Source organism: Pseudomonas sp. MPB03, from assembly GCF_046605385.1.
In the GTDB taxonomy this organism is placed as follows: domain Bacteria; phylum Pseudomonadota; class Gammaproteobacteria; order Pseudomonadales; family Pseudomonadaceae; genus Aquipseudomonas; species Aquipseudomonas zanjanensis.
This window is the reverse complement of sequence record NZ_CP176770.1, coordinates 868,193-887,156: the sequence shown is the minus strand read 5'-3', so window position 1 is coordinate 887,156 and position 18,964 is coordinate 868,193. Positions and strand designations below refer to the sequence as shown.

At 61.4% G+C, this 18,964-nt stretch carries 15 protein-coding genes; 6 read left to right on the top strand and 9 right to left on the bottom strand.

Annotation, left to right across the window (positions count from 1 at the left end; genetic code table 11):
* The first annotated feature begins 5 nt into the window (after nucleotides 1-5).
* The 5 genes from ACLH0I_RS03750 to ACLH0I_RS03730 all read left to right on the top strand — a co-directional run bounded on the left by ACLH0I_RS03750 (nucleotide 6) and on the right by ACLH0I_RS03730 (nucleotide 5,451).
* Nucleotides 6-821, top strand: coding sequence for a rhodanese-like domain-containing protein (locus ACLH0I_RS03750; protein WP_411386337.1), 816 nt, complete (start codon nucleotides 6-8; stop codon nucleotides 819-821).
* A gap of 19 nt (nucleotides 822-840) precedes the next feature.
* Complete coding sequence (gene asd, locus ACLH0I_RS03745) at nucleotides 841-1,704, top strand: archaetidylserine decarboxylase (protein WP_250962827.1); 864 nt, start codon at nucleotides 841-843, stop codon at nucleotides 1,702-1,704.
* Between the two features lie 104 nt (nucleotides 1,705-1,808).
* The gene (locus tag ACLH0I_RS03740) at nucleotides 1,809-3,029 is read left to right on the top strand and encodes an O-antigen ligase family protein (protein ID WP_250962826.1); all 1,221 of its coding nucleotides are present in this window, start codon (nucleotides 1,809-1,811) and stop codon (nucleotides 3,027-3,029) included.
* A complete protein-coding gene (locus ACLH0I_RS03735; protein ID WP_411386336.1) occupies nucleotides 3,019-3,597 on the top strand; it encodes a serine acetyltransferase in 579 nt (192 codons plus the stop codon). Before ACLH0I_RS03740 ends, ACLH0I_RS03735 begins: the two co-directional genes overlap by 11 nt.
* A 93-nt stretch (nucleotides 3,598-3,690) precedes the next feature.
* Nucleotides 3,691-5,451, top strand: a complete 1,761-nt coding sequence (locus tag ACLH0I_RS03730; protein ID WP_411386335.1) for a molecular chaperone — start codon at nucleotides 3,691-3,693, stop codon at nucleotides 5,449-5,451.
* 170 nt (nucleotides 5,452-5,621) lie between these two features.
* On the opposite strand, the gene serB is transcribed toward ACLH0I_RS03730, so the two are convergent.
* Nucleotides 5,622-6,836, bottom strand: coding sequence for a phosphoserine phosphatase SerB (serB, locus tag ACLH0I_RS03725; protein WP_053117868.1), 1,215 nt, complete (start codon nucleotides 6,834-6,836; stop codon nucleotides 5,622-5,624).
* Between the two features lie 133 nt (nucleotides 6,837-6,969).
* Between serB and ACLH0I_RS03720 the strand changes: the two genes are divergently transcribed.
* Nucleotides 6,970-8,487: an AhpA/YtjB family protein gene (locus ACLH0I_RS03720; RefSeq protein WP_250962822.1), complete on the top strand. Its 1,518-nt coding sequence runs from the start codon at nucleotides 6,970-6,972 to the stop codon at nucleotides 8,485-8,487.
* A 403-nt stretch (nucleotides 8,488-8,890) separates the two neighbouring features.
* Here ACLH0I_RS03720 and ACLH0I_RS03715 read toward each other — a convergent pair whose 3' ends face one another.
* The 8 genes from ACLH0I_RS03715 to cpdA all read right to left on the bottom strand — a co-directional run bounded on the left by ACLH0I_RS03715 (nucleotide 8,891) and on the right by cpdA (nucleotide 18,874).
* Entirely contained in the window at nucleotides 8,891-9,598 is a 708-nt protein-coding gene (locus tag ACLH0I_RS03715) for a membrane integrity-associated transporter subunit PqiC (protein ID WP_411386334.1), read from the bottom strand.
* 179 nt (nucleotides 9,599-9,777) lie between these two features.
* Nucleotides 9,778-12,042, bottom strand: a complete 2,265-nt coding sequence (gene parC, locus ACLH0I_RS03710; RefSeq protein ID WP_411386333.1) for a DNA topoisomerase IV subunit A — start codon at nucleotides 12,040-12,042, stop codon at nucleotides 9,778-9,780.
* A gap of 10 nt (nucleotides 12,043-12,052) precedes the next feature.
* Nucleotides 12,053-12,574 (bottom strand): TIGR02281 family clan AA aspartic protease, encoded by a 522-nt coding sequence (locus ACLH0I_RS03705; RefSeq protein ID WP_250962820.1) that lies wholly within the window; start codon nucleotides 12,572-12,574, stop codon nucleotides 12,053-12,055.
* Complete coding sequence (locus ACLH0I_RS03700; protein ID WP_250962819.1) at nucleotides 12,571-13,557, bottom strand: esterase-like activity of phytase family protein; 987 nt, start codon at nucleotides 13,555-13,557, stop codon at nucleotides 12,571-12,573. The genes ACLH0I_RS03705 and ACLH0I_RS03700 overlap by 4 nt, the downstream gene beginning before the upstream one ends.
* Nucleotides 13,557-15,461 carry a DNA topoisomerase IV subunit B gene (parE, locus tag ACLH0I_RS03695; RefSeq protein ID WP_122567328.1) on the bottom strand — a complete coding sequence of 635 codons (1,905 nt, stop codon included), beginning with the start codon at nucleotides 15,459-15,461 and terminating at the stop codon, nucleotides 13,557-13,559. The genes ACLH0I_RS03700 and parE overlap by 1 nt, the downstream gene beginning before the upstream one ends.
* Nucleotides 15,462-15,502: 41 nt before the next feature.
* Nucleotides 15,503-16,111 carry a YqiA/YcfP family alpha/beta fold hydrolase gene (locus tag ACLH0I_RS03690; RefSeq protein ID WP_411386332.1) on the bottom strand — a complete coding sequence of 203 codons (609 nt, stop codon included), beginning with the start codon at nucleotides 16,109-16,111 and terminating at the stop codon, nucleotides 15,503-15,505.
* Between the two features lie 242 nt (nucleotides 16,112-16,353).
* Nucleotides 16,354-16,686, bottom strand: coding sequence for a DUF6124 family protein (locus ACLH0I_RS03685; RefSeq protein WP_411386331.1), 333 nt, complete (start codon nucleotides 16,684-16,686; stop codon nucleotides 16,354-16,356).
* Between the two features lie 1,372 nt (nucleotides 16,687-18,058).
* Nucleotides 18,059-18,874 carry a 3',5'-cyclic-AMP phosphodiesterase gene (cpdA, locus tag ACLH0I_RS03680; RefSeq protein WP_250962815.1) on the bottom strand — a complete coding sequence of 272 codons (816 nt, stop codon included), beginning with the start codon at nucleotides 18,872-18,874 and terminating at the stop codon, nucleotides 18,059-18,061.
* Between the last annotated feature and the right edge of the window lie 90 nt (nucleotides 18,875-18,964).

The window sequence follows — 18,964 nt, the reverse complement described above, 5'->3', positions numbered from 1 at the left end:
CTCACATGCCTGACTTCTCTGGCTTGCCGCTGGTGATCGAGCCGAGCGAACTGCTGCCGCGCCTCGACGCCCGCGAACTGATTCTGGTGGACCTGACCAGCGCCGCCCGCTACAGCACCGGGCATGTCCCTGGCGCACGCTTCGTCGACCCCAAGCGTACCCAGCTCGGCCAACCGCCAGCGCCGGGCCTGCTGCCGGCCAAAGCCGACCTCGAAGCCCTGTTCGGCGAACTCGGGCACCACCCGGATGCGGTCTACGTGGTCTATGACGATGAAGGCGGCGGCTGGGCCGGGCGGTTTATCTGGCTGCTGGACGTGATCGGCCACGGGAACTACCACTACCTCGACGGCGGCTTGGTGTCGTGGCTGGATGAAGGCCTGCCGGTGTCCATCGACGTCCCTGCGCCCGTTGCAGGTCCGATCAGCCTGACGCTGCACGACGCGCCCACCGCCACCCGTGAATACCTGCAAAGCCGTCTCGGCGCTGCCGACCTGGCCATCTGGGACGCTCGCGGCCCGCTGGAATACTCCGGCGAGAAAGTCGTCGCGGCCCGGGGCGGACACATTCCCGGCGCGGTCAATTTCGAATGGACCGCCGGCATGGACAAGGCGCGCAACCTGCGCATCCGCAAAGACATGCCGCAAATCCTCGAACGATTGGGTATCACCCCTGATAAAGAAATCATCACCCACTGCCAGACTCACCACCGCTCTGGCTTCACCTACCTGGTGGCCAAGGCGCTCGGTTATCCACGGGTCAAAGGCTATGCCGGTTCCTGGGGCGAATGGGGCAACCACCCCGACACACCCATCGAGCTTTGAAGGTTCTTAAGGACAGTTAATGAAAAACCGTTTATTCATCCTCACCCAATACCTGCTGCCCCACCACCTGCTGTCGCGGCTGGCCGGCTGCATTGCCGAGTGCCGCGTGCGCTGGTTCAAGAACGCCTTCACCACCTGGTTTGCCAAACGCTACCAAGTGGACATGTCCCAGGCCCTGGTGGAAGACCTGACGGCCTACGAGCACTTCAACGCCTTCTTTACCCGTGCCCTGAAGGACGGCGCCCGCCCGCTGGACGAAACCCCGGGCGCGATTCTCAGCCCCGCCGACGGTGCCGTCAGCCAGCTCGGCCCGATCGAACACGGCCGGGTATTCCAGGCCAAGGGCCACAGCTTCAGCGTGCTGGAACTGCTGGGCGGTGACGCGGCCAACGCAGCGCCGTTCATGGGTGGCGATTTCGCCACCATCTACCTGTCCCCCAAGGACTACCACCGCGTGCACATGCCACTGGCGGGCACCCTGCGGGAAATGGTCTACATCCCCGGGCGGATTTTCTCGGTCAACCAGACCACTGCCGAAAACGTGCCGGAGCTGTTCGCCCGTAACGAGCGCGTCGCGTGCATTTTCGACACCGAACGTGGGCCGATGGCCGTGGTACTGGTGGGCGCGATGATCGTGGCCTCCATCGAAACCGTCTGGGCCGGGCTGGTGACGCCGCCCAAGCGCGAACTGAAAACCTTCCGTTACGACGAAGCCGCACGTGCGCCGATTCATCTGGAAAAAGGTGCCGAACTGGGGCGCTTCAAGCTGGGTTCGACCGCCATCGTGCTGTTCGGTCCGGACCAGGTGAAATGGGCCGAAGACCTGGTGGCCGGTTCGCCGGTGCAGATGGGTCAAGGACTGGCACTACCCAACGCTCGATGAGATAGCCAGCGGCGCAATCAACATGAGTCGCTACCCTCGCCGACGCTGCCACACTTACGCCTTGGAGTTTTGTCCTGGCCCCTTTCACTACCCTTGGAATAGGTATGACACGTTCGGCTTTTTCCAGATTCACCTTGCTTGTCTTGATGATCGGCTTCATTGCGCACCTGACGGGACTGCTGTTCATTACCGACGGCAGCACCTACACCACGATATCCAACGCGGGTCTTTTTATACCCGCGTTGCTCTTATGTGTGCTCGATGCGCGCCTACGTCAAAACATTGTCCAAAAGCCCTACTGGCCGGTACTGCTGGTACTGGTCTTTTCGCTGCTGGTAGCGCTGCTGAATCCCGGGTCCGAAGCCTCCGCCTACGGACAATTCAAAACCGTGTTGTACGTAATGTTGTACCTGAGCGCGATTCATATACTGGCCCGAGAAGAACTGCTTGAAAAAAGCCTGACGCTTGCCTTTGTGATCGCGGGTTTATTTGCAATTGCCGGTTTGATCATCCACTTCACTCAGCAAGACCAGAACATTTTTTTCTCCGGCAAACGTTTGTACAACTTGGGCTATGGCAACTATGCCAACTTCAAGAACCCCATCATTGCGGCGCTGTATTACGGCTTTTTCGGCATTTACGGGTTCCACTTGTTAATGACCAAAACCTTCGGGCCGTGGGTCAGAACGTTGTTCATGGCCTGTGTGCTAGGCCTTTCGCTGTACCTGTTCTGCACGCTTTCAAGAGCCGTCTGGCTTGGATATGGCTTGGCAATCGCTACGAGCATTCTTCTTCACCATAGTTTGAGGTCGAGGAAATGGTTGTGCCTGGCCGGCGTAATATTCCTTGCCGTGTCGGTATGGCTATGGCCCGTCATTGTCACACAGCAAAGTCGTGGCTTCAGCCTTCGCGACGTGATCTGGACAGGCTGGTTGGACCGCATTGACGAGTTCTGGCTGTTTGGTGCCGGGGCGGGCAGTAATTTTGATATCTGCATATCCGAAGTGCGTTGCTACAACCAAGTCCATAATCTCTTCCTGCAGTATTTTTACGAATTCGGCGTGACAGGTGCAGTACTGTTGTTGGTGACCATCGCTTATGTTTTCAAGCGCGCGATCGACACGAAGACGTGGCACCATCCCGTCGGTTCGGTAGGCTTGCCCCTGCTTATCTTCGGGGTTGTAACGGCTCTATTCGACTACCACACGGTGTTCAACAGGCCTGGCGTCTATTGGATCGTTTTCTGGCTGCCTATAGGAATGATTCTGTCCCAGAGGTTCGTACCAGGCACGCCTCGCGGCAAAGAGGTCGTCGATGCTTCTTGATATCTTCCGATCAGCCAAACACTACTGGCATATCGAAATCCTCGGCGGTCTCGATAAACCGTTCAGGTGGAAACGGCTTTACCAAAAATGTCAGCGCATCAACAGGTACCGCTACCTTTTCTGGTTCCGCCTGGCATACGCCATGCACCAGCAGGACAGCAAATTCTGGAAACGGCGCGGCAAGCTGCTCAACGAACGCATCAGCCGCCAGTTCAATGTAGAGATCATGCTGGGCGCCACCGTCGGGGAAGGCCTATGGATTGCCCATCCGAATGGAATCGTCATCACCTCGCACGCCATCATTGGAAAAAATTTCAGGATCTGGCAAAACTGCACGCTGGGTATCAAGGGGCAAAGCGATACCGCAGTATTGCGCATTGGCGACGGCGTCCGGATACATGCTCATGCCTGCATCATCGCGGACCATTTGGAGCTGGGTGACAATGTGATCATTGGCGCAGGCGCCTTCGTCAACAAGAGCGTCCCGGCCAACCACCTGTACATCACCAAGAGCGTCGGTGAAATGAAGGAATACGATCCCGCTTCAATGGGCCGCCTGCAGGACTAGGTCACACCAGGGGTCGCGGTAGCATGATCTTTCGGCTACACCTGCTAGAGTTGGATACATCCTTTTCGTTTCCCGCCGGAGCCTGTCCACGGCATGAATGAGACCAGCCCTCTCCAGCTATTGCGCGTCCTGACCCCGACACAATCACGCCTGTCGTTCTGCGATGCTACGCCAAAGGACCTCAAGCGCTGGATCGCCAACCTGCCCAAGGCCAACATCGGCGAGACCGCCCGCCTGCTGTACCAGGCCCTTGGCGAACTCAACCAACTGCTCACCCCCAGCGACAATCGCCTGCAACTGCTCGAACTGCTGCGGCCCGAGGTGTACTACGTCTGCAAGCACCTGGAGCGGCACTTCCTGCAACAGGCCATCGTGCTGGACGATCGCTCGCGCAAGATCGTCAACCTGTGCCAGGCCCTGCAAACCCAACTGGCGATGGGCTACAAACAGATCGTGGCGCGTATCGCGTCCAAATACACCAAGGATCGGGCCCGCCTGCTGAGCACCGCGTTGCAACGGGCGCTGCATGCCCTCAACGGCCCGCTGCTGCGTGCCAGCCAACTTTACAGCCCTGTGCCCGAGGGACTTTGGCTCGATCTGCATCAGTTGTACCGGATCGCCTGCCAGCACCGGCTACAGCACCTGAGCGTGAGTGACGAACTGGCCAGCCAGGTTCATCAATTGAACGCCGAGCAAACCTATGTCGTCGCGCTGTTGCTGGGCGCATCACGCAGCAATCAGCTGCGCCAGAGCCAGATCGGGCGACTGACCGAAACGCTCGAATCCTGGAGCCAGTGGGTCAAGCTGGACCCTGCCACCAGCGCTACCAGCCTGTTCGCGGTCGCTCCGGAGCTGGATGTCGGGCCACGCTATCGCTCCAAGTTCCGCGCCGAACAGCAGCCGACCTTGCAGGGCTTCGATCCACAGCAACTGGTGCGGGCGATCGCCACTCATTTGGAACAGCCTGCCGATAACACCCTGCCAGTCCCTGGCGGCATGAGTGCCGATACCTTGCATCATCTGCAGGCCGCCTGGGGCGAAGCGGCTGAGCGCAGCTTCCAGCGCACCGAGGGCAATGGCACGCTGACGCTGTGCGTGGGCATGAGTGCGTTGCACTACTACCTCGGCGGTGAGCGCTCGTTCAACGAAATACTGAAAAGCCCGACTGCTCGCAAAGCCCGCTTCGAAGCCACGCCAAGCAAGACCAACGACACCTGGAGCCAGGCTTTCGACGCCGCCCCGACAGGCGAAAACGACCTGCTGCCCTACGAAGAAATCGAATACCCGGTCAACCCGAGCGATGACGACGGCAGTCACTCCGACAACCAGCATCACTTCCCCACCTACGACCTGCCGATCATCAACCACAGCCCTGGCGGCTACTGCCTAGGCTGGCCCAAGGAAGTGCCGGAACAACTGCAAGCAGGGGAAATGATCGGCATCCGCGATGCCAGCGACCAGGCCTGGAGTGTCGCCGTGGTGCGCTGGATCCGCCAGGTGCGCAACGGCGCCATGCAAATGGGTATCGAACTGGTCGCCCCCCATGCCCAGCCGTGCGGACTGCAACTGGTGCGGGACGAAAATGATCACGGCCATTATCTGCGCGGGCTGTTGCTTCCCGAGATCAGTGCGATTGACCTGCCCCCGACCATGATCGCCCCACGCCTGCCGTTTCAGGAGGGCCAGCGGGTATTGATCAACACCAATGGCCAGGAACGCCGCGCCGGCCTGGACCGACGGGTGACCAGCACGCACAGTTTCAATCAGTTTTCCTACCACCCGGAAGACTCGGCCGAAACCGGGGATGGCGGCGATCAGGAAGGGAATTTCGATTCGTTGTGGAAGTCGCTGTAGGAGCTGCCGAGCGAAGCGAGGCTGCGATCTTTCCAAGACCCATTGAGTCTCAAGCGAAGATCAAGATCAAGATCAAGATCAAAAGATCGCAGCCTTCGGCAGCTCCTACACGGGCCAGCGGGAGCGAGCTCCCTCGCCACAAAAGCATGCACTCCAAACCGGCGTGTAAGTCAGAGCTGCCCGTCCCGATCCCGGAAACCCAGCAGGTACAACACCCCATCCAGCCCCAGGGTGGAAATCGCTTGCCGGGCCGACTGCTTGACCAGCGGCTTGGCACGGAACGCCACGCCCAGGCCCGCGATCGCCAGCATCGGCAAGTCGTTGGCGCCGTCACCCACGGCGATGGTCTGCTCCAGGCGCAGGCCTTCTTTTTCAGCCAGTTCGCGCAGCAGGTCCGCCTTGCGCTGGGCATCGACGATCGGCTCGACGGCCACGCCGGTCACCTTGCCGTCCACCACTTCCAATTCGTTGGCAAACACGTAGTCGATGCCGAGCTTGGCCTGCAGTTGCTTGGCAAAGTAGGTGAAGCCGCCGGACAGGATGGCGGTCTTGTAGCCCAGGCGCTTGAGTTCGGCGAACAGGGTCTCGGCGCCTTCGGTCAGGCGCAGGGAAGCGCCGATGGAGTCGAGCACGCTGACGTCCAGGCCTTGCAGCAGGGCCAGGCGCTCCTTGAAGCTGGCGCGGAAATCCAGCTCGCCGGCCATGGCTCGCTCAGTGATGGCCGAGACCTTGTCGCCTACACCGGCCGCCTTGGCCAGTTCGTCGATGACTTCGGCTTCGATCAGCGTCGAGTCCATGTCGAACACTGCCAGGCGGCGGTTACGGCGGAACAGCGAGTCTTCCTGGAAGGCGATGTCGACGTTCAGTTCCTGGGCCACGCTGAGAAACTCGGCACGCAACGCCTGGGGGTCGGCGGGCTCGCCGCGCACCGAAAACTCGATGCAGCCCTTGCCCTTGTCGGCCGGCGTGTCCAGGGGCATGCGCCCGGACAGGCGGTCGATGTGGTCGATGTTCAGGCCATATTGGGCGGTGATCGAGCTGACACGCTGCAATTGCTCGGCGGTCACCTTGCGGGTCAACAGGGTCACGATGTGGCGCTTCTTGCCCTGGCCGGCCACCCACTGCTGGTAATCGTCCTCGGACACCGGGGTGAAGCGCACCTGCTGGTCGAGCTTGTAGGCGGTGAACAGGATGTCCTTGAGCACGGACTTGCTTTGTTCGGCGTCCGGGATTTCCACCAGGATGCCGAACGACAGCGTGTCATGGATCACCGCCTGACCGATGTCGAGAATGTTCACACCACCCTGGGCCAGAACGCCGGTAATGGCCGCAGTCAGACCCGGACGGTCGCTGCCAGTGATGTTTATCAGGACGATTTCGCGCAAGGCGCACCCCCGCAGGTGGAAAAAAACCGCATTCTACCCACATTCAGTGACCATCGGGCACCGCCAGTGCTTTGCCGGTCATGGGGCTGTCGCTATACTGCGCGTCAATTTCACGGACAAAGAGCCGAGCTCAGTGAACCGGCCCACGCCAGTCAAAACCGACAACTTCTTCCTGCTGATCTTCCGTGCACTGCGTCACCGTCGTGTGCCGATTGCATTGCGCATTGCCAGCCATAACGTAATCCTGGTCGCCCTGGCCCTGGTCATCTATGCCTGCGTGATGGGTTTGCAATTCAAGCAGGCGATGCACGAGCAGGCCGATGCCCTGGGTGAAAGCCTGACCACCCAGACCGCCACGTCCGCCACCGAGCTGCTGGTGTCCAATGACATCCTCAGCCTCAACGTGCTGCTCAACAACCTGACCAAGAACAAGCTGGTGGCCCACGCCGCCATCTACAGCGTGGACAACCGCATCCTCGCCGAGGCCGGGCAGCGGCCCAAGCCTGGCCTGCTGGGCGAGTCCGGCGGCATGTACCAGAGCAAGATCACCTTCCAGGACGTGACCGCCGGGCAACTGCGCATCAGCCTGGACATGGACCAGTTCCAGCAACCGATGACCATCAGCCTGCAAAGCATGGGCATCCTCAGCGCGATCCTGCTGGCACTGGCATTGGCCTTGAGCCTGCGCCTGGGGCGGCACATCTCCACGCCGCTGTTGCAACTGCGCGTCTGGCTGCGGGACATCGATGAACACACGCCCGCCACCCAGCGCCAGGACGAAATCGGCGACCTGGCCCGGCAACTGCACGCCAGCTTCGCGCCGGAACCTGAGCCGGTGCCGGAACCTGAAGACATTGACTACGTGGACGACGACGAGGCCGAGCCGGGTTTCGAAGTGCGTAACCTGCGCGATCCGGGCTTCGACGAAAGCCAGCCGATGCCCGCCTCCAAACCGGCGCCACGTCATGTGGTGCGCACGGTAGAAGACGAGGAAGACGATGACGCCTTCGCCGACCTGCGTGACGAATCCGTCGACGGAGCACCTCGACCGGTCGCCAGGCCTGTTGCTTCGGACCTGCCCCAGCACAGCGCCGTATTGGCCGTGCAGTTGGGCGCCCAGGATCAACTGCGCCGCCTGCCCCAGGCGCGCCTGAAGGAGTTGCTCGAGCGCTACCGCGATTGCCTCGACCAGGCCGCATCGCTCTACCAGGGCGAATTGCACACCCTGAACGACGGCAGCACGCTGATGCTGTTCCACACCGAAGACAGCGGCGACGATTACCTGACCAACGCCATTTGCTGCGGTGAGTTGCTGCGTGCCTTGGGTCACCAATTGCAGATCGAAGTCGCCGACAGCGGCATTACCCTGCAACTGCAATTGGGCCTGACTTTGGGTGATGGCTTGTTCGGCCTGAGCCAGATCGACCTGCTGCTGACCGAAACCGCCCAGGACGCCCTGGCACTGTCGCAACACAGCCGCAACCTGCTGCTGGTGGAGCGCAAGATCAACGACGACGCCCTGATCCGCCAACGCGCCCGCATCCGCCCCATCGCCAGCCCCGAAGGCGCGTGCTGCGTGGAGCGCTTGATGGAGCCTTACCCGTCGATGCTGGAGCGGCAGCTGGCGCGGATGCATGAGCGCCAGGTCTGAGCCTGATTGCCTGAAATAACGAAGCCCGCAGATGAGGATTGTCTGCGGGCTTTTTTGTGCCTGCACCGCGCCATCGCGAGCAGGCTCGCTCCCACAGGGGTCCATGCAAGCTACAGATCCGCACTGAACCCGTGGCGAGGGAGCTTGCTCCCGCTGGGCTGCGCAGCAGCCCCAAGACCATTCACACCGGGCCCCAGGCGAATGATTGCCTGCGGGCTTTTTTGTGCTTTCAATGCCGCCATCGCGAGCAAGCTCGCTCCCACACGGGATCTGTGGCTCGCAGGAACCCCTGTGGGAGCGAGCTTGCTCGCGATGAGGCCAGCACAACCACTGGAGAATTCCATCCGACAGAAACAACAAAGCCCGCATCACTGCGGGCTTTGTCTTGTATCCGGTCCAGGCATCAGAACCTGAACACTTCCATGTCCGTACGAATTGGCAAGGCCATGGGGATCTTGTCCTTTTCCTTTTCCACCGGTTTGGCCGGGGCAGGCGCAGACTTACGGGGCGCTGCTTCAGCGACAGGCGGCTGGTTGGCCAGGGGCTTGAGCGACACGGACAGCTGTTCGGCCAGGCGCTGCAGGAGCACGCCCTGGGCCTGGACCTGCGCCGCGGTGGTGCCGGCATGGACCTCTTGCAGATGTACGATGCGGTTTTCACGCACCTTGCCACGCCGGTCGATCAACCGCCATTGGGCATCGAGCACTGCCGGCTGATCCTTGCCCGAGTCCAGGCGGGTAATCGACAGCAGCACTTGTACATCCGGGGTGAAGCCCTGGGTCGCAGGGGCCAGCACCACGCGTTGGCTGTCCAGATGCCCGGCGACTTGGCGCAGCAGCAATTGATCGATGTCAGAGGACAGGCTACCGGCCCAACGGCCGTCAGTGGCGGCTTGCAGGCTGCCGTCCGGTTGACGTTGCAACAAGGTTTCACGCTGCAGGTAGTCAGCGATCAGAACCGGGCCGAGCAATACGGCCATGCCTGTGCTTTGCGCAGGCTGGGACGGGGTTCCGCTGTCCAGTTGGTACAGCGACACCGGCTGGTTCATGCTGCAGCCCGCCAGGCCAAGCAGGCCGGCGAGCCACAAAATAGGGAGGCGCAGAGCAGTCATCGTTCCGTCCAGGTGGCAGCCACAAGGCTTGCCACAGTGAAAAAATACTCGGTCATTATGAAGAACGCTCGGCCACGCCGGCGCTTGAAAGGGCCTATCATCCGTGAATATGCGCGCCGACTCCAGCGCGAAAGCAACGATCTGCGGCATTTAATCGCAGACCGGGCCCTCTAGTACGCCTAACTGAGGTTTTCGACGAGCAGCGCATCGACCCGCTGAAACCCTCTCGGAAGCTTATTGCCCCGACGACCACGTTCACCCTTGTAATGCTCAAGATCGTCTGCTTTCAACGAAAGCGTGCGCTTGCCTGCCTGCAGCACAAGCGTCGCACCCTCCGGTAACACTGCAATATCCGTGACAAACTCTTCACGACTGGCGACCCGTTCGCCGGAAATACCAATAATCTTGTTGCCCTTGCCTTTACCCAGCTGTGGCAGGTCACTGATCTTGAACACCAGCAACCGGCCTTCGGTGGTGACCGACGCCAGCCAGTTGCTCTCCCGATCGGCAACCGGACGCGGCGCAATCACCTTGGCGTTGTTCGGCAGGCTCAACAACGCCTTGCCCGCCTTGTTCTTGGCTTGCAGGTCCTCTCCCTTGACCACGAACCCGTAACCCGCGTCCGATGCGATTACGTAGAGCCCATCATCATCAGGCATCAGCACGCATTCAAAAGTTGCACCCGGTGGCGGCGTTAAACGACCGGTCAGCGGTTCGCCCTGGCCGCGAGCCGATGGCAGGGTATGGGCCGGCACCGAATAACTGCGTCCGGTGGAGTCGACAAACACGGCAAACTGGTTGGAGCGCCCGGCCGCCAAGGCCTTGAAGCCGTCCCCGGCCTTATAGGAAAGCCCCGTCGCGTCAATATCATGACCCTTGGCCGAACGCACCCAGCCTTTTTCCGACAGCACGACGGTGACTTTCTCGTTCGGCAGCAGATCGTGTTCGCTCAGCGCCTTGGCTTCGGCGCGCTCGACGATCGGCGAACGACGGTCATCGCCGTAGGTCTCGGCGTCCTTGAGCAGTTCGGTGCGCACCAGCTTCTTGAGCTTGGCTTCGCTGCCCAGCAAGGCTTGCAGCTTGGCCTGTTCCTTGAGCAACTCATCCTGCTCGGCCCGCAGCTTCATCTCTTCCAACCGCGCCAACTGCCGCAGGCGGGTGTCGAGGATGTAGTCGGCCTGGATTTCGCTCAGGGCGAAACGCTCGATCAGGCTGGCCTTGGGGTGCTCCTCGGTACGGATGATGTGGATCACTTCATCCAGGTTGAGGTAGGCGATCAGCAAGCCGTCCAACAGGTGCAGGCGGCGCTCGACCTTGTCCAGGCGAAATTGCAGGCGCCGGCGCACGGTCTTGACCCGGAACTCCAGCCACTCCACCAGCAAGGCCCGCAAGTTCTTCAGTTGCGGCTTGCCGTCCAGGCCGATGATGTTGATGTTGACCCGGTAGCTGGACTCCAAGTCGGTGCTGGCGAACAGGTGCTGCATCAGCGCGTCGTGGTCGACCCGGCTGTTGACCGGGATGATCACGATGCGGCACGGGTTTTCGTGGTCGGATTCGTCGCGCAAGTCGGCCACTTGCGGCGCTTTCGACGGTTTTGCCTGCATCATCGCGGCAATCTGTTCCAAGACCTTGGCCCCGGACACCTGATGCGGCAGCGCCGTGACAATGATGTCGCCATCTTCGATGTGGTACACGGCGCGCATGCGCACCGAACCGCGACCGGTCTCGTAGATTTTCAGCAGGTCTGCGCGCGGGGTGATGATTTCGGCTTCGGTCGGATAGTCCGGGCCCTGGATGTGCTCGCAGAGCTGCTCCACCGTGGCTTTCGGTTCGTCCAGCAGACGCACGCACGCCGTGGCCACCTCCCGCAGGTTATGGGGCGGCACGTCGGTGGCCATGCCCACGGCGATGCCGGTGGTGCCATTGAGAAGGATATTCGGCAAACGTGCTGGCAACACCAGGGGTTCGTCGAGGGTGCCGTCGAAGTTCGGCCCCCAGTCCGCGGTGCCCTGGCCCAGTTCGCTGAGCAGCACCTCGGAATAACGCGACAGCCGCGCCTCGGTGTAACGCATGGCCGCGAAGGATTTGGGATCATCCGGCGCACCCCAGTTACCCTGGCCGTCCACCAGCGTGTAGCGATAGCTAAACGGCTGGGCCATCAGCACCATGGCTTCGTAGCAGGCCGAGTCGCCGTGGGGGTGGAACTTACCGAGCACGTCACCGACGGTACGCGCCGATTTCTTGTGCTTGGAATCCGCATCCAGCCCCAGTTCACTCATGGCATAGATGATCCGCCGCTGGACCGGCTTCAAGCCGTCGCCGATGTGCGGCAAGGCGCGGTCCATGATCACGTACATGGAGTAATTGAGGTAGGCATTTTCGGTGAAGTCAGCCAGCGATCGGCGTTCTACGCCGTCTAAGCTGTCTGCAAGAATGTCGCTCATGCGGGCCTCATCAGTTCGTTGTCTGGCGCAACAGCATGGTGCCGTCGCGCTGGGTAAATTCAAGTTTGTTCAGGGCGCTCATGCCCAGCAGCACCTGCGTGCCACCCAGGCCAGGCGCCACCAGGGCACGGACATCGCGCAGCACGATGTCACCCAACTGCAGCCGGTCGATGCGCGTGCGGTAGCCCTCGCTCACACCATTGGCGGTGCTCAAGGTCACGCCGAAACCTTTTTCCAGCTTGAGGCGTTCGGCCAATTCCAACGGAATCGCCACGTCGGTGGCACCGGTATCGAGCATGAAGTCCACCGGCTGGCCGTTGATCTGGCCGCTGGCGACGAAATGCCCCTGCCGGTTGCCGACCAGCTTCACCTCGATAAAACCTTCGCCTTTTTGCGACTGCACCTGGGCATTGGGGTTGAGTTCCCGCTGCTCCCACTGGGCAAAAAACCGTGTCGCCAGAAACAGCGCCGCGCACCAGGCCAGGATCATCAGCACCCGGCCGGCGCGCTTGCCCGGTGGTTGCTGGCTCACGGCGAGGCACTCCAGCCACCGTCAGGCGCGGCGAAGCGCCAGACAATCGGCCGCTGTTCGCCATCGGCCCGCGTACCGTCGTTGTTGTCCTGGCCGATCCAGGCTCCGTCGGCGTCCACCACCAGCGCTTCGGCCAGCCCATAAGGCTGGGGATAACGACGGTTATCCTGCAACGCCTCGGCGGCGAACGACCAGCAACGTTCCACCTGGACGGTCTGCGGGTCACGCCGGCAGATCTGATAGGCGTTGCGCTCCAAGGTAAACAGCTTGCCATTGAACAATGACAGGTCGGCGAAATCCCGGGAAACCGCCTTGGCCTTGGGGAACTGCGCCGGCTGCATTTCCTGGCCCGCTTCGCTGAGCAAGACACAATTGCCGTCGCAGTCCCACACCGTTTGCTGGCGTTTGATCAGCACCAGGCCGCGACGCTCACGCTCGGCCGCCAACCACAACTGGTCGCCGGCCGGGCTGACCGCAAGGCCTTCGAACAACGCATTGAAATGCAGCAACATGCCACTGGCGCGGGCCTGGCGGATCATCGTCGGGGCAATTTTCAGCCAGGATGCGGCCCCCGTCGGCGGTATGTACAGCACGGCGGCATGGGATTCACTGACCACATAACGATTGCCGGCGCTGTCACAGCTGATGCCTTCGAAATCCAGCTCGCCACCGCGCAGGAACGACGCCGCCCAGGTTCGCGATCTCAAGCCCCAGGGCAAACCGCTGTCAGGCACCTTCGGCACCTCGATTCCAACCGCCTCGGCCTGCCAGACCGGCGCCTCGGAGGGCATGAGGCGATAGATCCGGTCATCGTCGCGATCGGACACGGTCCACATCTCGCCGCCGCACAGCGCCAGCCCGGACAGGTTGCCACCGCGCATGCCGTCGACGGCGTGCTCGGACAGCAGCTTCAATTCCGGCGCTGGCCCTGCGACCACCATCCCCGCCCACAGCCACAACGCCAGGGCGAAACCGTTGCGCATCAGGCCAGTACCTCGGCCAGGTCCCCTTTGGATTCAAGCCAGGACTTGCGGTCGCCGGCGCGTTTCTTGGCCAGCAACATGTCCATCATTTCCGAAGTCGCTTCAAAATCATCCAGGGTCAACTGCACCAGGCGGCGGGTATTTGGATCCATGGTGGTTTCGCGCAACTGCGGCGGGTTCATCTCACCCAGGCCCTTGAATCGGGTGACCTGCGGCTTGCCTCGTTTCTTCTCGGCCACCAGGCGGTCAAGGATGCCGTCGCGCTCGGCTTCGTCCAGGGCGTAGTAGATTTCCTTGCCCAGGTCGATGCGGTACAGCGGCGGCATCGCCACGTAGACGTGGCCGGCGTCCACCAGTGGGCGGAAATGCTGGACGAACAAGGCACAAAGCAGCGTGGCAATGTGCAGGCCGTCGGAGTCGGCGTCGGCGAGGATGCAGATCTTGCCGTAGCGCAGCTGGCTCATGTCCGCGGCGCCCGGATCGACGCCAATGGCCACGGCGATGTTATGCACTTCCTGGCTGGCCAGCACTTCACTGCCGTCCACTTCCCAGGTATTGAGGATCTTGCCCCGCAGCGGCAGGATTGCCTGGAACTCTTTATCCCGCGCCTGCTTGGCCGAGCCGCCGGCGGAGTCACCTTCCACCAGGAACAGCTCGGAACGCATCGGGTCCTGCCCGGCGCAATCGGCAAGCTTGCCCGGCAATGCCGGCCCCTGGGTGATGCGCTTGCGCTCGACTTTCTTGCTCGCTTTCAGACGACGACCGGCATTGTTGATCGCCAGCTCCGCCAGGGCCAGGCCGGTTTCCGGGTTGGCGTTGAGCCACAGGCTGAACGCGTCCTTGACCACGCCGGAAACAAACGCCGCCGCCTCGCGAGACGACAGGCGCTCTTTGGTCTGGCCGGAGAATTGCGGTTCCTGCATCTTCATCGACAGGACGAAGGCAATGCGCTCCCAGACGTCTTCCGGCGCCAGCTTCACGCCACGGGGCAGCAGGTTGCGGAACTCGCAGAACTCGCGCATGGCGTCGAGCAGTCCCTGGCGCAAGCCGTTGACGTGGGTACCGCCCTGGGCCGTGGGGATCAGGTTGACGTAGCTTTCCTGGACACTTTCGCCGCCTTCGGGCAGCCACAACAGCGCCCAGTCCACGGCTTCCTTGTTACCGGCCAGGCTGCCACAGAACGGCTCGTCGGGCAGGCGCTCGAAACCACTGACCGCATCCACCAGATAAGAACGCAGGCCGTCTTCGTAATGCCATTCGACTTTTTCGCCGGTGGCCTTGTCCTCGAAACTGACCAGCAGCCCCGGGCACAACACGGCCTTGGCCTTGAGCACGTGCTTGAGGCGGCTGACGGAAAACTTCGGCGAATCGAAATACTTCGGATCCGGGGCGAAATACACGCTGGTCCCGGTGTTGCGCTTGCCGACGGTGCCCACCACTTCCAGCTCGGTGGCCTTGTAGCCGTCGGCGAACGTCATCTGGTATTCATTGCCGTCACGCTTGACCCGCACCCGCACCTGGGTCGACAAGGCGTTGACCACGGAAATACCCACGCCGTGCAGACCGCCGGAGAACTGGTAGTTCTTGTTGGAAAACTTGCCGCCGGCGTGGAGTTTGGTGAGGATCAGCTCGACGCCCGACACACCTTCTTCAGGGTGAATGTCCACCGGCATGCCGCGGCCGTCATCGCTGACTTCCAGCGAGTGATCGGCGTGCAGGATGACCTGCACCGATTTCGCATGCCCGGCCAAGGCTTCGTCGACACTGTTGTCGATGACTTCCTGGGCGAGGTGGTTCGGCCGACTGGTGTCGGTGTACATGCCGGGGCGCTTGCGCACCGGGTCGAGGCCCGAGAGGACTTCGATGGCGTCTGCGTTATAAGAGCTAGCGCTGGGAGTGGCCATGGGGTCTCGTCGTCAGTGTTCAATGAAAAAGGGGCGATGGTTCACAGCGACGTGAAGTCGATCGCCTGGTACAAATCGGCGCCAATGCAGGCAAAACTCAACAATGCCGGTAACTGCTGGGCAAACCCTTGGAAACTGTGGTCGCCGCCGGCCTGGATGCGCAAGGCACAGGCGCGGTAATACTGCTGGGCGTGGCGATAATCCAGGGTTTCGTCACCGGTTTGCAACCATACTTGATACCGCTGCGGATCCCGGGGCGCCGGCACTTCCAGCTCGGCCAGGGCCGTCACGTGGTCGTGGGTCAATTCCCAGGTTTCGTCGGTGTATAAATTCTTCTGCGTCCCCAGGTACCCGTCGAACATCCGATGCGGGCTCACGGCAGGATTGACCAACAGGGCCTTGAGCCCGTGGCGCTCGGCCAAGTGAGTCGCATAGTAGCCGCCGAGCGAGCTGCCGACCAGCAGCGGCCGCCCCAGTTCTGTAATCGCCTGTTCCAGCTGACCGATGGCCTGGCGGGGGTGGTGATGCAGGGCCGGCACCTGTAGCTGGTCGCTGAGGCCAAGGCGTGCCATCACTTCGACCAGTTGGCAGGCTTTGGTCGATGCTGGGGCGCTGTTGAAGCCATGGATATAAAGGATCGAACCCGACATTGCCGACTCCCTGGGTGTTGGGCAAAGGCCGGAGTTTACAGGGAGTTCGAGGTGGTTTGGGGTGTTTTGAATGACACTCCGCTTTGTGGCGAGGGAGCTTGCTCCCGCTGGGCTACGCAGTAGCCCCAAACCTGCAATGCCCCATCTGACTGACAGAACGCGGAGCCTGGTCTAGGGCCTGCTTCGCAGGCCAGCGGGAGCAAGCTCCCTCGCCACGGGTTACGTTGTCAGCCGTAAAATCATCATTGTCTCGGCGCAACAATGTCCAACGCCCGGTTCGCCAACAACTCACTGATCTCGATCATCTGCTGGACTCCCAGGGCAAAATGCCGACGCGAGCCTTCCAGGTCGAAGGTTAGGTCGCCGAGCATGGCGTTGGCGGAGGCCAGGGTTTCGCTGAGGTTGGCTAGAAGGGTTTCGGTGTCTGCGCTCTCCGAGACAGAGAACAATGGGCCTGAAGGTTGTTTCTTCTTGGGGTCGGGCTTGGGGTCGAGATAATGATCGATGGCGCGCTTGGCGGCTTCATCGAGTTTTTGGGGATCGGTTTCGGGGGGATTGGGTGTGGCTTTGAACATGATGCAGCTCCTCTAACGTAGTGGAACCGCCATCTCCCGTTTCCAGGCGAGAGGGTGGCAGCTATGCGCGGGCTGGAAAACCGGAGTAAAGGAGCAAAACCCGGCAGACTCGAAAGTCTCCCGCGCACAGCCGCCATAACGCAAAACTGCACACGCAAAAAAGCGATGCAGTATCTCATGTGGCGCGCTGTTGCACCCTTACTTATCGGGTTTCCAGGCCCGACCGCTGAATTTGCAGCGACGGGAAAAGACTAGCGACAGCCCTTCCCACCCGGCAACCGCCAGGGCTCGTCGGAAAAATCTGCTGCAGCCCGGAGGGTTGTCCGACCATTCCCACAATCCAGGTCGGCTGTCAGGCAGCCATCGCGAGCAAGCTCGCTCCCACACAGGTTTTGGGTCGTTTATAAGATCAGTCTCCACCGCCGATCCCTGTGGGAGCCGAGCTTGCTCGCGATAGCGGTGGGTCTGCTTGCATCCAGGTTGTATGTGCCGCCGCCTTCGCGAGCAGGCTCGCTCCCACATGGGGTCAGTGTGACCTATGAATTTGCGACCACTGCCGATCCCTGTGGGAGCGGGCTTGCTCGCGAAAGCGGTGGGCCAGCTTGCATCAGTATTGGATGTTCCGCCGTCTTCGCGAGCAAGCCCGCTCCCACAATCGGCTCGGGGTATGACCGGAGAATCAGGTCGGCTGTCAGGCCGCCTCGCGAGCAAGCTTTGCTCCCACAGATCTCCCACAGTTCTGATGGGTGTACGAGCGAGAGAGCCAGGTCGGCTTTAAGGCCGCCTCGGCTTGGCTTTTGATCTTGGGCGGGCTTGCTCGCGAAAGCGGTGGGCCAGCTTGCATCAGTATTGGATGTTCCGCCGTCTTCGCGAGCAAGCCCGCTCCCACAATCGGCTCGGGGTATGACCGGAGAATCAGGTCGGCTGTCAGGCCGCCTCGCGAGCAAGCTTTGCTCCACAGATCTCCCACAGTTCTGATGGGTGTACGAGCGAGAGAGCCAGGTCGGCTTTAAGGCCGCCTCGGCTTGGCTTTTGATCTTGGGCCCCGTTAACCACGATGGCCGAACGCAGGCATTGCGCAGTGGGCATCCCGGCATGGATGCCGGGATAGCCGCGCTGGGCCATGGATGGCCCTTCGCGGCGGCCCACGGAGCAATGCCGGAGTGAGGGCATGCCGAGCCCTAGCGAGGCACCGAGTGGTGGGCAAGCCTTTTTTGCTTACTTTTTTTGGCGTTTGAAAAAAAGTGAGCCGCCGTAAGGGCGGAACCGCCAGCTGCCGTTACCGCAGAAATGGATATGTACCCGGTCAACAAGGCCGACTGTCAGGCCGCCTTCGCGAGCAGGCTCGCTCCCACAATAAACAGGATCGAACTCAGTAACCGTTGGAGCCATAGTCCGGGGTAAACGCAAATCCAACCACCCGCTCAACCCCCGTCTCCAACCGCCCATCCGGCAAAAGCCGCAACCACCGATACCCCGGCGCCTGCGAGCCCACCGCAAAATCCTCACTCCCCGGCTCAAACTGAATACAGGTCGAAGGCGAAGCCAACAAACGAACCCCCTCGCGCACCCGGTCTATCTCCTGATGCACATGCCCCCACAACACCGCCCTAACCTGGGGAAACCGATCCAACACCGCAAACAGCGCCTCCGGATTACGCAACCCGATCGGCTCCATCCACACACACCCGATCGAAACAGGGTGATGATGCAGACACACCAGATGATGCCGCTCCGGCGCCTCGCTCAAGGCATTGGCCAACAGAATCAACTGCTCCTCGGCCAAAAAACCCGGCACCGAACCTGGCACGGCCGAATCGAGCATCGTCACCCGCCAATTGCCAATGTCCACCACCGGATCGAGCAACGTACTCTTGACCGCCGCCTCAAGCATCACCTGCGGCTCATCATGGTTGCCGGGAATCCACCGCGCCGGCGCGTCGATTCGTGCAGTCAGTTGCCGAAACGCCTCATAGGATTGCAGCGTGCCGTCCTGGGACAAATCCCCGGTGGCGAGCATCAGGTCAATGTTCGGCTGCTGCTTGAGCACCAAATCAATGACTGCCCGCAAGCTGTCACGGGTATTCATGCCCAGCAACGAGGCCTCGGCCTCGGCGAACAAATGGCTGTCAGACAGTTGGACCAACAACGCCACATCGGCCGTGGTCAAGCTGGATACGCTCGGCAAATCGCTTTCTCCCAGGCGCAATCACGCCGTTGCATGAAGCGGCAATTATGCTGGGGGACGATCGAAAGGGGAAACCCGCGAACCGGAACC

Excerpts from the sequence above, each read along its gene's own strand:
- ACLH0I_RS03750 (WP_411386337.1), top strand. The coding sequence starts at position 6 with ATGCCTGACTTCTCTGGCTTGCCGCTGGTGATCGAGCCGAGCGAACTG.
- asd (WP_250962827.1), top strand. The coding sequence starts at position 841 with ATGAAAAACCGTTTATTCATCCTCACCCAATACCTGCTGCCCCACCAC.
- ACLH0I_RS03740 (WP_250962826.1), top strand. The coding sequence starts at position 1,809 with ATGACACGTTCGGCTTTTTCCAGATTCACCTTGCTTGTCTTGATGATC.
- ACLH0I_RS03735 (WP_411386336.1), top strand. The coding sequence starts at position 3,019 with ATGCTTCTTGATATCTTCCGATCAGCCAAACACTACTGGCATATCGAA.
- ACLH0I_RS03730 (WP_411386335.1), top strand. The coding sequence starts at position 3,691 with ATGAATGAGACCAGCCCTCTCCAGCTATTGCGCGTCCTGACCCCGACA.
- ACLH0I_RS03715 (WP_411386334.1), bottom strand. The coding sequence starts at position 9,598 with ATGACTGCTCTGCGCCTCCCTATTTTGTGGCTCGCCGGCCTGCTTGGC.
- parC (WP_411386333.1), bottom strand. The coding sequence starts at position 12,042 with ATGAGCGACATTCTTGCAGACAGCTTAGACGGCGTAGAACGCCGATCG.
- ACLH0I_RS03700 (WP_250962819.1), bottom strand. The coding sequence starts at position 13,557 with ATGCGCAACGGTTTCGCCCTGGCGTTGTGGCTGTGGGCGGGGATGGTG.
- parE (WP_122567328.1), bottom strand. The coding sequence starts at position 15,461 with ATGGCCACTCCCAGCGCTAGCTCTTATAACGCAGACGCCATCGAAGTC.
- ACLH0I_RS03690 (WP_411386332.1), bottom strand. The coding sequence starts at position 16,111 with ATGTCGGGTTCGATCCTTTATATCCATGGCTTCAACAGCGCCCCAGCA.
- ACLH0I_RS03685 (WP_411386331.1), bottom strand. The coding sequence starts at position 16,686 with ATGTTCAAAGCCACACCCAATCCCCCCGAAACCGATCCCCAAAAACTC.